We start from the raw sequence: 13,834 nt of genomic DNA on the forward strand, positions 1-13,834 counted from the left end.
CGCCTCACCAGCCCAGCAGCTCGCGCCGGCGTTCCAGCTCGATGGTCGTCACCGGCTCCAGCTTCATGGTCCCGGCGCGCATGAGATCGGCGACGCTGCCCTGGCTGGTGTCGCCGCTGACCACGGCGCGGTAGAGGCCGACGCGCAAGGTGCCGCGATGATCGTCCGCGGTGAAGGTCGAAGGGTTGCAGACACCGTCGAAGCCGCGCGGCACCCAATTCTGCTTTGCATAGAAGCCGTCGCGGATGCGCTCCCCGGTGATCTGGCCGTTGTTCGCGGTGGCGGTCTCCATCGCCTCCACCATCAGCATCGCGGCGCAGGCGCCGGCAAGATAGTGCACCGGGCGATAGGCGGTGCCGGCGGGGTCGGAGACGCGGCTGATCTGCTGGAGCGTGGCCATGCCCGGCGCCTGCTGACCCCAGACCACCGCGGTGCGCACCGGGAAGACCACGCCATTCGCCGCCGCGCCGGCGGCCTTCATGGCATTCTCGTCCATGCCCCAGACATTGCCGAGGAACTGCACCTGCACCCCGGCGGTCTGGCAGGCGCGCAGAACGGAGATGTTCGATCCCGCGGTATTGCCGAGGTAGGCGTAGTTCGCGCCCTGGCTCTTCAGGGTCAGGCACTGCGCGGTGTAGTCGCCCGGGGTCAGGGCGAAGACGATCGCCGGCAGCACCTCGAAGCCGAGTTCGGCGGCCAGCGCCTCGCCCGCCGCCTTGGGCGAGTTCGGATAGGGATGGTTGCCGCCCATATGGACGTATTTCGGCCTCCCCTGGCCGCCCTTCGCCTTCCAGTCATCCGCAGCCCAGCGCAGCATGGCGCGCAGCGCGTCGGAGTAGGACGGGCCGTAGAAGAAATTATAGGGCGCAGCCTCGACGCCCTGCCGCCCGGACTTGCCGCCGGCATCGGTCAGCGCCGCGGAGTAGGAGCCGGAGATGAAGGGAATGCGGTCGCGCGTCACGAAGCGCACCAGCGCCTCGGTATCCGCGGTGCCCCAGCCCTGGATGGCCACCACCCGCTCGCGCGACCAGGCTTGGTACTGGCTGACGGCGCGCGGCGCCTGGTAGCCGTAGTCGAAGCTCAGCACGTTCAACGGCCGTCCGGCGATGCCGTTGCGGCTGGCGTTCACCCAGGCAAGAGTATCCGCCACGCCCTGGCCATAGGGCACGCCGACATCGCTGGTGGCGCCGGAGTTGTCCATCAGATGACCGACCGGAATCCGCTGCTGCGCCACAGCTGGCAACGCCAGCGCCGCAACCGCCGTCAGCCCCAGCATTATCCTTCGCATCCTCATCGTGGTTTCCTCCCGATTGTTATCAGTGCGAATACGGATAGAGCTTCCAATAGGCCTTGATCAGGCGCCAGCGGTGCGCAAGGCCATCGGGCTCGAACAGCAGGAAGAGGATGATGGCGGCACCGACCGCCATCTCCCGCAGGAAGGAGATCGAGGCGCCGAGCTTCAGCGCGCGGTCGATGGCACCGCCGGCCAGCAGATCGGCACCGGCCTGCACTACCTCCGGCAACAGCACCATGAAGGCGGCGCCCATCAGGCTGCCCATGATGCTGCCGAGGCCGCCGATGATCACCATGCCGAGAAATTGGATGGAGAACAGGATGTTGAACGCCTCGACGCTGACGAAGAGCAGGTAATGGGCATAGAGCGCGCCGCCGATGCCGGCGTAGAAGCTGGCGATGCCGAAGGAAAGCGTGCGGTAATAGGCAAGATTGATGCCCATCACCTCGGCCGAGAGGTAGTGGTCGCGCACCGCCACAAGCGCCCTTCCGTCGCGCGTCCGCATCAGATTGGCGGCGCCGAGGAACATCACCACCACATAGGCGACGACGACGTAGAGGTAGGTTTCCTCCCTGTCCGCCACCCAGCCGCCGAGCGCGAAGGGCTCGGTGATGCGGCCGGCGACGCCGCCGGTGAACCATTGGGCGCGGGCGAAGAAATCCTCCAGGATGAACTGCGCCGCGAGGGTCGCGATGGCGAGGTAGAGGCCCTTCAGCCGCGCCGCCGGCGCGCCGAACACCAGGCCGACCAGCGCCGTCATCAGCCCCGCCAGCGGGATGCAGAAAGCGACGGGGATGTGCCAGCCTTCATGCAGCCAGGCGGAAGCGAAGGCGCCGAAGCCGAAGAAGGCGGCATGGCCGATGCTGATCTGGCCGGTGAAGCCGACCAGTATGTTCAGCCCCAGCGCGGCGATGCCCATGATGCCGATATTGATCAGCAGCCCAAGCTCATAGCGCCCGAGCAGCAGCGGCGAGGCCAACAGCAGCGCAAGGCCGGCCCACAGCGCGATCCGGCTGTTGCGGGTCGGGAAGATGGTCATGTCTTCCCGGTAGCTGGTCCGGAAGTCGCCGGAAGGGGTTGTGGCGGACATCAGACGCGCTCGATGTTCCTGGTGCCGAACAAGCCGTAGGGCTTGACCAGCAGGATCAGGATCAGCGCGTAGAAGGGCGCGACGGTGTACATGTTGCCCCAGTTCAGCCAGCCGGCATCGAGGTACTGCGCCCAGTTCTCCAGCAGCCCGACGATCAGCCCGCCCAGCACCGCGCCCACCACGCTGTCCAGCCCGCCGACGATCACCGCCGGGAACACCTTGATGCCGTAGAAGGACAGCGCCGAGGAGACGCCGTTCACCACCCCGACCACCACCCCGGCCACCGCCGAGACCACCGCCGAGATCGCCCAGGACATGGCGAAGACCTTGGGCACGGAGATGCCAAGGGATTGCGCCACCTGCTGGTCGAAGGCCGTCGCCCGCATCGCCAGCCCATGCTTGCTGACGGTGAAGAACCAGGCGAAGCCAGCCATGATGAGGATGGAGATGCCAAGGCTCATCAGATAGACCGTCTGCACCTGCAGCCCGAGGAGGCTCACCTGCTCCGTGGTGAAGATCGGCGGGAAGGGCTTGGCGAAGACACCGAAGATCCACTTCATCAGCGCCTGGAAGAAGATGCCGAGGCCGATGGTCGCCATGATGACGCTGATCACCGGCTCGCCGATCAGCGGCCGCAGCACCATCACCTGCAGCACCATGCCGAAAATGGTCATGAAGGCCAAGGTGAAGAGAAAGCCCATCCAGAACGGCAGCTGCCATTCCGTCAGCATCCACCAGCAGACCCAGGCGCCGACCAGCAGGAACTCGCCCTGGGCGAAATTCACCACCTGGCTGGCCTTGTAGATCAGCACGAAGCTCATCGCGACCACGCCATAGAGCGCGCCGACGATCAACCCGTTGAGCGTGAGTTGCAGCAGCAGGGTCCAGTCCATCAGCTCTACTCCGCTGCCTGCGCCAGTGCCGGCTCGCGCATGGAGATCACCCGCAGGGTGGTCCGAATGCGCTGTCTCGTGCCGTCCTGGAAGGCGATGGTGGTGTCGACCGGAATGGCCGCATCGCCACGGTAGATCGCCTCGATGATATCGCCGTATTTCTCGTTGATGACGCCGCGGCGGATCTTGCGGGTGCGGGTCAGCTCCTCGTCATCGGCGTCCAGCTCCTTGTAGAGCAGCAGGAAGTCGCGGATGCGCTGCGGCTCCGGCAAGGTCGCGTTCACCTTCGCCACCTCGGCGCGCAGCAGCGCCAGCACCTGGTCGCGGGCCGAGAGGTCTGTGTAGGTGGTGAAGGAAATGCGGTTCCGCTCCGCCCATTTGGCGACGATGGAGAAGCGGATGCAGATCATCGCGGCGAGGTGCGGCCTTCTGTCGCCCAGCACCACCGCCTCCGCCACATAGGGGCTGAATTTCAGCTTGTTCTCGATGTATTGCGGGCTGAACCGGTCACCGCCGCTGGTGGTGGCGATGTCCTTGATGCGGTCGATGACCACCAGATGCCCGGCCTTGTCGAAGTAGCCGGCATCGCCGGTGTGCAGCCAACCGTCGCGCAGGTCGCCGGGATCCGCCAAGCCGAAATAGCCGCTGAACATGTTGGGGTGGCGGGTGACGATCTCCCCAACGCCGTTCTGGTCCGGCTGGTCGATCCGCATCTCGACGCTCGCGTCGAAGCCGACACCCACGGTGTCGAAATTCACCTCGCCCGGCCGGTGCACGGTGTAGGCGCCCAGCAATTCGGTCTGGCCATAGAGCTGGCGCAGCGGCACGCCCATCGCCAGGAAGAAGCGGAAGGTGTCAGGGCCCAGCGCGGCACCGCCGGTGGCGGCCGAGCGAAGGTTGGTGAAGCCGAGCCGGTCGCGCAGCGCGCGGAACAGCAGTTGGTCGGCAGCGGCGGAACGCCCGCCGCTGTCGAGCGCCGCCAGCCCCCAGCGCATCCCGAGATCGAACATCCCCCGCTTCATGGGGCTGGCGTCCATGACCCGGGCGCGGACCTCGGCCGCCAGCGCCTCCCAGACGCGTGGGGCAAACAGCACGAAGCTTGGGCCGATCTCGCGGAAATCGGCCATCATCGTCTCCGGCTCCTCGACGAAATTGACCTTCATCCGCGCCAGCAGACTCCAGCCGAGGGCGTAGATCTGCTCCATGATCCAGGGCAGCGGCAGGACCGAGACGTATTCATCCTCCGGCCCCTTCGGATCAGCCTTGAGGTAGCTGGCGCAATGCCGCACCAGCGCGCCGCCGGTCAGCATCGCCAGCTTCGGCCGCGCCGTGGTGCCGGAGGTGGTGCAGAGGATCGCCACCTCCTCCCCCCGCGTCGCCGCCACCATCGCCTCCCAGCCCGCGGTATCGGCGGCATGCGCCGCCTCGCCCAGCCGTACCAGCTCGGCGACCGGCAGCAGCCGCGGATCGGCATGCTTGCGCATGCCGCGCGGGTCGCAATAGATGATGTGGCGCAGCCGGGGCGCCCGGCCGCTCATGCCGAGCAGCTTGTCGACCTGCTCCTCATCCTCGGCGATCACCGCGGCGGCGCCGCTATGCGCCAGCAGATAGGCCACCTCATCATCCAGCGCGTCGCGGTAGATGCCGAGGCTGCGGGCGCCGATCGCATGCGCGGCGACCTCACCCATCACCCAATCCGGCCGGTTGTCGCCGATCAGCCCGACCACATCGCCGGCGCCTAGGCCAAGCGCACGCAGCCCGAGCGCGAAGGCCCGCGTGCGCGCCTCGTATTCCGCCCAGGTGATGCTGCGCCAGATGCCGAACTGCTTTTCCCGCAGCGCCACCTCGGCGCCATGCGCGCGGGCATTGCGAAGCAGCAGCTTCGGCAAGGTGTCCGCGATCATACCGGCATCGACTCATCGATATCGCGCACCACCTCATCGGCCTCGCCGAGATAGGCACGCCGCACATGCGGGTCGGCCAGCACCGCCTCCGGCGTACCCTCGGCGATCTTGCGGCCGAAATCCAGCACCATGACGCGCTGGGAGATGTCCATGACCACGCCCATGTCGTGCTCGATCATCAGCACGGTCATGCCCCATTCCTCATTGAGGTCGAGGATGTAGCGCGCCATGTCCTCCTTCTCCTCGAGGTTCATGCCCGCCATTGGCTCATCCAGCAGGATCAGCCTGGGCTTGAGGGCGACGGCGCGCGCCAGCTCCACTCGCTTGCGCAACCCATAGGGGAGTGTGCCGGCGGGCGCCTTGCGGATGTGCTGGATTTCGAGGAAGTCGATGATCTCCTCGACCTCGCGCCGATGCGCGATCTCCTCGTCCTGGGCGCCGCCAAGCCAATAGATCATGCCGGGCAGGAAACCGCGCCGCAGCAGGTGGTGGCGGCCGACCATGATGTTGTCGAGCACGCTCATATGCCCGAACAACGCCAGGTTCTGGAAGGTGCGGCCGATGCCGAGGCCGGCGCGCCTGCGGGTCGGCACGCGGGTGATGTCGGCACCGTCGAAGCGGATGGCGCCCTCGGTCGGGCGGTAGCGGCCGGAGATGCAATTGACCATCGAGGTCTTGCCGGCACCGTTCGGGCCGATGATGGAGAAGACCTCGCCGCGGTTCACCTGGAAGGAGACATCGGTCAGCGCCCGCACGCCACCGAACCGCAGGCTAACTTGCTCCGCCGCCAGGATCGGCGCGCCGGCCTCAGCCATGGCGGCTGATCCGGCTGTGGAAATGCGGCGCGCGCAGTGCCACGATGTCCCTCCCCGGCAGGCATCTTCGTGCCTGCTCTAAACTAACATACGTTTGTTTTCTCATTGACCGCAAGCGCTATCGCAGCCAAGCCTGTTGCCGGGGTGACGGCTACCCCGGAGCGGGAGGCGGATGGCACGGATCACGGGATCGAACGGCGAGCGGACCGCCGCGGCCATCCGCCGCGCCGCGCTCCGGCTGATCCATCGGCATGGCTTCGCCGCCATGAACCTGCGCGAGCTGGCCGCCGGCGTCGGCATCCAGCCCGGCTCGCTCTACAACCATATCACGACCAAGCAGGGCCTGCTGTTCGACCTGATGCAGGAGCACATGACGACCCTGCTGGCGGAGACCGATGCAGCCCTGGCCGCCGCCGGTCCGGCCCTGATCGACCGGCTGCGCGGCTTCATTGCCCACCACGTGCTCTATCACTTGGAACGCAAGCAGGAAGTCTACATCGCCAATTTCGAGTTGCGCGCGCTGGATCCGCCAAATGCCGCGTGCATCCTGGCGATGCGGCGCGCCTATGAGGACCGGCTGATCGCGCTACTGGAGGAAGGTGTTGCCGAGGGCACGCTGGCGATGAGCGATGTGCGCGTCACCGCCTATGCAATGCTGGCGATGCTCACCGGTGTCTGCACCTGGTACCGGCCCGGCGGCCGGCTCGGGCGGGCGGAGATCGTCGCGCTGCACGTCGATCTCGCGCTGGACGGAATCCGCCGGCGCTGATGCCGCTCCCCCTTCCCCGAGCGTCGGGCGAGATCGCGTGCTACCGCCCAAGCACGTTGCGGGTGGCTGCGGCGAGTTCCTCGAGCCGGTATGGCTTCGGCAACACGGCAACCCCCTCCGCCTCCGCGTCACGCTTCGCCGCCGCCGCATAGGCCGTCGTCAGCAGAACCGGCAGGCCGGGCCGCCGCCGCCTCACCTCACGGGCCAAGTCCACGCCATTCATGCCGCCCGGCATCATGATGTCGGAGAACACCAGATCGAAGGCTCGGCCGTTCGTCAGCGCGCCAAGGGCAGCCGCGCCGCTCGACGCGCGCGTTGCCTCGAAGCCGAGCTGGGAGAGCATCTCGGACACCAGCGCCGCGACCTCGTCATCATCCTCGACCAGCAGCACATGGCCGGCCACACCGGCTGCCGGCCGCCCGGCATGGAGGTCGATGAGGTGGTGCTCCTCCACCGCAGGTGCCTTGTGCGACCGTGGCAGGAACAGCGCAATGGTGGTGCCGCGCCCGACCGCTGTCTCGATGCGCACCGTGCCGCCGGATTGCTTGGCGAAGCCATAGACCTGGGCAAGCCCCAGCCCCGAACCCTTGCCGATGTCCTTGGTCGTGAAGAAGGGTTCGAAGGCACGCGAAACCACCTCGGGCGGCATGCCGATCCCGGTGTCGATGATCGAAAGGCGGACGAAGTCGCCGCAAAGCTCCCGTTCCGCCAGGCCGGCCAGGTTCTCGGCGCGGATGGTGATCGTGCCGCCCTCGGGCATGGCGTCGCGCGCATTCACCGCGAGGTTCAGCACGACCAGTTCAAGCTCGCCCGGGTCAACCTCCACCGGCCAGAGAGTGGCGGCGAAGTCGAGGGTGACATGGACGTCGCCACTGAGGCTGCGGTCCAGCAGCTCGCGCATGCCGCCGATCTGCCGGCCGAGGTCGACCGGCTCCGACCTGAGGGCCTGGCGACGGGAGAACGCCAGAAGCTGGCGCGTCAGCGCCGCGCCTCGCCCGGCAGCCTGCCGCATGCCATCCATCAGCCGCTTGCGCCGGCCGGGGTCGTCCTGGCGATCGATCATGTCGAGGCCGCCGGAGATGACCATCAGCAGGTTGTTGAAATCATGCGCCACGCCACCGGTGAGCTGGCCCATCGCCTCGATCTTCTGGGCGTGGCGCAGCGTCACCTCCATCCGCTCGCGCTCGGCGATCTGCGCCCGCAACTCCTGGTTCGCCGCCTCCAGTTCGCGGGTCCGCGCCGCGACCAGATCTTCCAGCTCCCGCGCCGCCCGTTCCTGTTCGGCCAGATACCTGCGCACCTCATATTGCCGCCGCCGGGCGCGCACGGCGGCCTGGATAGTGCTCGTCAGGGTGATCGCCTGGACCGGTCGCTCAAGCAGGGAAACGTTCCGCAGCGCGGCCACCAGCCGACTGCGCCCCGCCACCACCACCGGCTGTTCGCGATGGCTGGTCAGCATCACGAAAGGCATGTCCGACCAAGGCGGCTGGGCCTCGACCCAGGCGCACAGCCGATCGATCGGCCTGCCCAGCAGCGCCTCCTCCGCGACGAACACCGCATCGGCTTCGGCTGCAAGGCCAGCGACGAGCGCGTCGAGGTTGGCGCAGATCTGGGCGGACAGGTCGGCCCGGGCAAGCAGCTCTGCCGAGGCCGCGGCGTCACGGCCGGTCGGGGCGAGGACCAGGACTCGCGGGCGGTGCCGTTCAGCTGCCTGCGGACTCATCGTCGTCCAGGAGCGGGGAGCCGGTGCCGGTATAGCGGGGCGTGCCGGTAAAGACCCCACTGAAGTCCATGAGCGGGGGACCGATGGTCACCCCGCGCGAGCTGAGCCGGAACTCGCGGATGGTCATCTCATGCGCACCGCTACGCTTCTTCACGACGGAGAGTGCACGCCGGACCGAGCCCTCGAATTCGAAGTAGCGCAGCATCAGCACCGTGTCGCTGAGGTAGCTGATGTCGACCGGGGTCTGCATCGGCCCGACCAGCCCATGCTGGGCCAGGACGAGGATGGTCAGCACGCCGAGCTGACCGAGGTAGCTCAGCAGCTCATGCATCTGCAGGATCAGGAAGCGCTCATCCGGCATGGCGCTGAGATAGCCGTTGAGACTGTCGATAACGATGACCCGCGCGCCATCCGCCTCCACGGCACGCCGCACCAGGCTGGCGAATTCACCTGGCGACATCTCGGCCGGGTCGATTTGCTGCACCCGTATCAGCCCCGCCTCGACGGCCTCCTGCATCGGCAGGCCGAGTGCCCTGGCTCGTGTGTAGACTGTGCCGCGGCCCTCGTCGAAGGCGTAGATGACCGAATGCTCGCCACGGCCAGCGGCGGCGATCGCATAGAACAGCGCCAGCGAGGATTTGCCGACACCCGCCGCACCGAGCAGCAGCATGCTGGTGCCGCGCTCCAGCCCGCCGCCGATCATGGCGTCGAGCGCCGCATTGCCGCTCGGGATGACCCCGCTGACGAAGTCCCGGTGGTGCTCGGCCGCGGTCAGCCGCGGATAGATCTCGAGCCCGCCGCGCTTGATGGTGAAGTCGTGAAAGCCGCCACGGAACGACATGCCCCGCATCTTGATGACGCGCAGCCGCCTTCGCTCGGTCCCAAAATCGATGGCGATCTGTTCCAGCAGGATGACGCCATGCACGATGGAGTGGAGCTGGAGGTCATCAGCCTTCGAGGACATGTCGTCCAGCAGCAGCACCGTGCAGGCGCGACCGGCGAAGAAATGCTTCAGCGCCAGGATCTGGCGCCGGTATCGCATCGGGTTCTGCGCCAGCAGGCGCATCTCCGACAGGCTGTCGAAGACCACCCGCGAGGGGTTCAGCGTGGCGACACGCTCGAAGATCAGCTGCATCGTCTCGCTGAGTTCCACCTCGGCAGGATGGAAGACGGTCAGTTCCCGGTTCGGGTCGAGGCTGGCTTCCGGTGGCACCAGCTCGAACACCGAAATGTCCTCGAGCGACCAGCCATGCCGCTGCGCGACCAGCCGCAGCTCCCGTTCCGATTCAGAGAGGGAAATGTAGAGCGTGGCCTCGCCCCGGCGGGCGCCCTCCAGCAGGAACTGCAAGGCGAGCGTCGTCTTGCCGGTGCCTGGCCGACCCTCGCAAAGGTACAGCCTGTCGGTGTCGAGGCCACCGCCGAGGATGTCGTCCAGCCCGTCGCTGCCGGTCGAGATGCGGGGCGGGTCCTCCCCGGCCACTGCCAGAGTGTCGTTCGCTTCAGTCACGCCTTCCTCTCGCATCGGGTGGGCAGGTCGCCCTTTCGTACCGGTGAAACGCCACCCCTAACCCACAGGCCTACATACATGACCATGGCCCCTGTCAAAACCATACCTACACGGTCGGTTAAGCCGTGGCGCCGGCGCCATGCCAGGCAAGGACGGCAACCCTGCGGGGAACCACGGATGGCAACCGGATCGGTCGCTTCGGCAGCTCCGGCTCGGCTTTACCGGTTGGGCTTGCAGGGGCTGGCATCGACGCGGTGCTACAACCGCCACCTTCGGCTGGCGTTTCGTCACGGACTATTATCGGCGCAGATTTCTTGCTTCTCGGCGAGAATCGGCGGGCGGCCGGAGGGGGTGGTTCATGCTGGCCCATGCTTGCGTGGCCATCCTTCCGGCAAGTGCATCACCCACTCGCGATAGTCGGCATTCCGGCACGGGCGGCCCGACGGATGAGCCGGGACACGTCGCTGCCTCGCGTCGTCACGCCCTTCCTGTTCGCCGTGGCCCTCATCGGCGTGCTGATGGAAGCGACGATCTGGCGCTGGCTGGAGGCGCTCGGCCGGAGGCTTGCCCGGCTGCGGCTGTTCGCGGCGGCGGAGCGGCTCAGTCCGAATGTGGTCGCCGCCATCTTCGTCCTGCCCTGGGTGCCGATCCTCCCGCTGCTGAAGCTCGGGGAGCTATGGCTGATCCGCCACCATCACTTCGTCTGGGCGGCGGTGCTCATCCTCGGCGCCAAGGTGGTGGGGGCGGCCTTCTCCACCCGGCTCTTCGCCATCGCCCGGCCGAAGCTCATGCAGGTGCGCAGGTTCGTGCGGGGGCATGGTTGGGTGGAGCGGCTGCTGGCGCTCGGCCATGCGCTGCTGGAGGCTTGGCCGGCCTGGGTTCGGCTTCGCGCCATGGCGCGGCGGTTGCGGGCCAGGATCTTCCCGCACGGTCGCGGCGCGCTGCGGCGACGCCTGGCAGCAGCGATGCGGCGGCTGCGGCGGCGGCAGGCGCTGTAGCTGGATTGCTTCCACGACCAAGCATTCCGACCTGTCCCACACCTGATCACGCGACCGGCGCGCTCGGCAGTTCCATGCCTGAGCGGTCATGCTCTACGGCGGGCGGCGTCCATGGCTGAACGCCAATCCGCTGTAGCCTGTTGTCTGTAGGCTGGATTTGCGCTGCTGGGCGTTCACGCCCCTCCGCGATCCGCTCTAAGCTCCGCCGCAACGCCAAGGGAGCAACGCCGAGATGCAGATCACCAACGGCCAATCGGCGGCGGCCACGCGCAAGCCCGTCGTCGCCAATGGCGTGCCGGCGCATATCACCACTTATTTCGGCACCAACTTCGCCGTCCGCGGCCCGGACACCCCACCACCACCAGGGCCTGAGGCGGTCTACCCGATGGGCTTCCTTGTCGAGCAATCAGCCGACAGTCTGGTGCAGGCGCATTTCCACGCCGCCAACCAGTTCCAGGTGGTGGTGGGCGGCGGCGGCATGCTGGGCCGGCAGGACGTGGGGCCGATCGCGGTGCAATACGCCAATGCCTTCAGCTCCTACGGGCCGCTGCGCGCCGGCAGCCAGGGGCTGCACTACTTCACCCTGCGCAACGGCTACGACCCCGGTGCGCGCTACGTGCCAGGCGCGGCGGCGGAGTTGCGGCACCGGCCGCGGCGCTACCGCGTCGCGGTCGCCGAGCCCGGCCCGCCACTGGCCGAGAAAGACCTGGCCCGCCTGACCGAAGCCCATGGCGAAAGCCTGTTGCCGGACGCGGAGGATGGGCTGGCGGCGTGGCGCCACCGCCTGCCCCCCGGTGCCCGGCTGCGCGGGCCGGCGCCGGCCGAGGGGGATGGGCAGTATTGGGTCGTCGTCGCCGGCAGCCTGGCGTTCGGCGATGCAGCGCCGCTGCCGCCGCTCTCCTGCGCCTTCGTCTTCCCGGATGAGCCGGCGGCGGAGGCGGTGGCCGGGGCCGGCGGCGCCGAATTCCTGCTGCTGCAATACCCGCGCGGCCGTCCGCATCTCGGCAGGGGGTGAGGCGTGCCAGCCTCCCATGCCGGGCGGGGTCTGGCGCAGTTCCGCCCGGAGGGCCAAGATTGCGGCAAGGAAAGGGTTTGCCGCGCCATCGCGGACCCGGGGAGACGCCCATGATCGAGACCACCTTGGACATCGCCACCGCCGATGGCGCGATGGAGAGCTTCATCTGCCGGCCGGAACGCGGCGGCCCCTTCCCCGCCGTGCTGATGCTGATGGACGCGCCCGGCATCCGCGAGGAGCTGCGCGACATGGCGCGGCGGCTGGCGACCGTCGGCTACTACGTTGTGCTGCCCAACCTCTACTACCGCGCCGGCCGCGACAGCGTCTTCGGCCCCGGCGTGCTGACCATGGGCGACCCGGAGCGCGACCGCATGCGCGCCATCCGCACCAAGATGACCATCCCGCCGGTGATGGAGGATGTCGGCGCCATGCTGCGCTTCCTCGACACCCAGAAGGAAGCGAAGCCCGGCCCGGTCGGCACCCATGGCTATTGCATGAGCGGCCCTTACTCCCTGGCCGCCGCGGCCCGCTACCCGGACCGCATCGCCGCCGCCGCCTCCTTCTACGGCACCTGGCTGGTCAGCGACGCGGTGGAGAGCCCGCATCTCTCGCTCGGCCGTGCCAAGGGCGAGCTCTACATCGGCTGCGCCGAGCATGACGAGCTGGCGCCGCTGCCGATGGTCGAGGAGCTGAAGGGGCTGTTCGCGGCCTCCGGCGCGGCCGGGGAGCTGGAGATCTATCCCGGCGTCCACCATGGCTTCGCCTTCCCGCAACGCTGGTGCTTCGACAAGCCGGCGGCGGAGCGGCACTGGGAGAGGCTGATCGCGCTCTATCGCCGGCGGCTCGGCTGATGCTGTCGCGCCGCAGCCTGCTGGCCGGCCTTGCGCCGCTGCCCGCCGCCCTCGCCGCACCCGCCGCCCTGGCGCAGGAGCTGCCGGCCGACCGGCCGATCCGGATCGTGGTGCCAACCGGCGCCGGCGGCATCACCGACATCCTGGCGCGGATCGTCGCCAACCGGCTGGCGCAGCGTCTCGGCAGGCCGGTGGTGGTGGACAACCGGCCCGGCGCCAGCGGCATCATCGGCACCGAAGCGGTGGTGCGGTCGCGGCCGGATGGCACCACCCTGCTGATGGTCTATCCCAGCCATCCGGTGAATCCGGCGCTGAAGGCCCGGCTGCCCTATGACACCGAACGCGACCTGGCGCCGATCAGCACCGTCACCACCGTCGCGCTGGTGCTGCTGGTGCCGCGCGACGGGCCGGACCGCGACGTGGCCGGGCTGATCGACCGGGCGAAGCGGGAGAAGCTGAACTACGCCTCGGTCGGCAGCGGCAGCCTGGCGCATCTGGCGGCGGCGCTGTTCTGTTCCACCGCCGGGATCGAGATGGTGCATGTGCCCTTCCGCAGCGCGCCGGAGGCGCATACCGCGCTGATGCGGGGCGAGGTCGCGATGTTCCTCGACCCGCCGATCACCACCCTGCCGCTGCTGGCCGGCAACCAGGTGCGCGCCATCGGCGTCAGCACGCGGGAGCGGCTGGCGAGCCTGCCGGAGATCCCGACCATCGCCGAGGCCGCGCTGCCCGGCTATGCGGTGCTCGGCTGGAACGGGCTGCTGGCGCCGGCCGGCACCCCTGCCCCGATCATCACCCTGCTGAACCGGGAGGTGGTGGCAATCCTCGGCGAGCCGGAGGTGCGGGCCCAGCTCGACCGCCAGGGCACCATGCCGGCGCCCTGCACGCCGGAGGAATTCGCCACGCTGATCCGCGCCGACATCGCCAAATGGGCGCGGGTGGTGCGGGAGGCCGGAATCGAGCCGGACTGATGCC

The 13,834-nt window shown here is 68.3% G+C and carries 12 protein-coding genes; 5 read left to right on the top strand and 7 right to left on the bottom strand.

Features of this window, described 5'->3' with window-relative positions:
* Window positions 1-4 precede the first annotated feature (4 nt).
* The 5 genes from H7965_RS18460 to H7965_RS18480 are packed head-to-tail and all read right to left on the bottom strand — an operon-like array spanning window position 5 to window position 5,996.
* Window positions 5-1,276 carry an ABC transporter substrate-binding protein gene (locus tag H7965_RS18460; RefSeq protein ID WP_229682693.1) on the bottom strand — a complete coding sequence of 424 codons (1,272 nt, stop codon included), beginning with the start codon at window positions 1,274-1,276 and terminating at the stop codon, window positions 5-7.
* Between the two features lie 40 nt (window positions 1,277-1,316).
* Window positions 1,317-2,384 carry a branched-chain amino acid ABC transporter permease gene (locus tag H7965_RS18465; RefSeq protein ID WP_186772063.1) on the bottom strand — a complete coding sequence of 356 codons (1,068 nt, stop codon included), beginning with the start codon at window positions 2,382-2,384 and terminating at the stop codon, window positions 1,317-1,319.
* Complete coding sequence (locus H7965_RS18470) at window positions 2,384-3,277, bottom strand: branched-chain amino acid ABC transporter permease (protein WP_186772064.1); 894 nt, start codon at window positions 3,275-3,277, stop codon at window positions 2,384-2,386. Before H7965_RS18470 ends, H7965_RS18465 begins: the two co-directional genes overlap by 1 nt.
* A gap of 5 nt (window positions 3,278-3,282) precedes the next feature.
* Window positions 3,283-5,181: an AMP-binding protein gene (locus tag H7965_RS18475; RefSeq protein WP_186772065.1), complete on the bottom strand. Its 1,899-nt coding sequence runs from the start codon at window positions 5,179-5,181 to the stop codon at window positions 3,283-3,285.
* Entirely contained in the window at window positions 5,178-5,996 is an 819-nt protein-coding gene (locus H7965_RS18480) for an ABC transporter ATP-binding protein (RefSeq protein WP_186772066.1), read from the bottom strand. The genes H7965_RS18475 and H7965_RS18480 overlap by 4 nt, the downstream gene beginning before the upstream one ends.
* Window positions 5,997-6,168: 172 nt before the next feature.
* Between H7965_RS18480 and H7965_RS18485 the strand changes: the two genes are divergently transcribed.
* Window positions 6,169-6,765: a TetR family transcriptional regulator gene (locus H7965_RS18485; RefSeq protein WP_186772067.1), complete on the top strand. Its 597-nt coding sequence runs from the start codon at window positions 6,169-6,171 to the stop codon at window positions 6,763-6,765.
* 40 nt (window positions 6,766-6,805) lie between these two features.
* Here the strand turns inward: H7965_RS18485 and H7965_RS18490 are convergent, their stop codons facing one another.
* The gene (locus H7965_RS18490; protein WP_186772068.1) at window positions 6,806-8,488 is read right to left on the bottom strand and encodes an ATP-binding protein; all 1,683 of its coding nucleotides are present in this window, start codon (window positions 8,486-8,488) and stop codon (window positions 6,806-6,808) included.
* Window positions 8,469-9,995: an ATPase domain-containing protein gene (locus tag H7965_RS18495; protein ID WP_229682694.1), complete on the bottom strand. Its 1,527-nt coding sequence runs from the start codon at window positions 9,993-9,995 to the stop codon at window positions 8,469-8,471. Before H7965_RS18495 ends, H7965_RS18490 begins: the two co-directional genes overlap by 20 nt.
* Before the next feature lie 446 nt (window positions 9,996-10,441).
* On the opposite strand from H7965_RS18495, the gene H7965_RS18500 reads away from it, so the two are divergent.
* The 4 genes from H7965_RS18500 to H7965_RS18515 all read left to right on the top strand — a co-directional run bounded on the left by H7965_RS18500 (window position 10,442) and on the right by H7965_RS18515 (window position 13,830).
* The gene (locus H7965_RS18500; RefSeq protein WP_186772070.1) at window positions 10,442-10,993 is read left to right on the top strand and encodes a hypothetical protein; all 552 of its coding nucleotides are present in this window, start codon (window positions 10,442-10,444) and stop codon (window positions 10,991-10,993) included.
* A 232-nt stretch (window positions 10,994-11,225) separates the two neighbouring features.
* On the top strand, window positions 11,226-12,008 hold the full coding sequence (locus H7965_RS18505) for a hypothetical protein (RefSeq protein WP_186772071.1): 783 nt from the start codon (window positions 11,226-11,228) through the stop codon (window positions 12,006-12,008).
* A gap of 110 nt (window positions 12,009-12,118) precedes the next feature.
* On the top strand, window positions 12,119-12,859 hold the full coding sequence (locus tag H7965_RS18510) for a dienelactone hydrolase family protein (protein WP_186772072.1): 741 nt from the start codon (window positions 12,119-12,121) through the stop codon (window positions 12,857-12,859).
* The gene (locus H7965_RS18515; RefSeq protein WP_186772073.1) at window positions 12,859-13,830 is read left to right on the top strand and encodes a tripartite tricarboxylate transporter substrate binding protein; all 972 of its coding nucleotides are present in this window, start codon (window positions 12,859-12,861) and stop codon (window positions 13,828-13,830) included. Before H7965_RS18510 ends, H7965_RS18515 begins: the two co-directional genes overlap by 1 nt.
* The last annotated feature ends 4 nt before the right edge of the window (window positions 13,831-13,834 follow it).

It is taken from the genome of Siccirubricoccus deserti, assembly GCF_014283215.1.
Taxonomy (GTDB): domain Bacteria; phylum Pseudomonadota; class Alphaproteobacteria; order Acetobacterales; family Acetobacteraceae; genus Siccirubricoccus; species Siccirubricoccus deserti.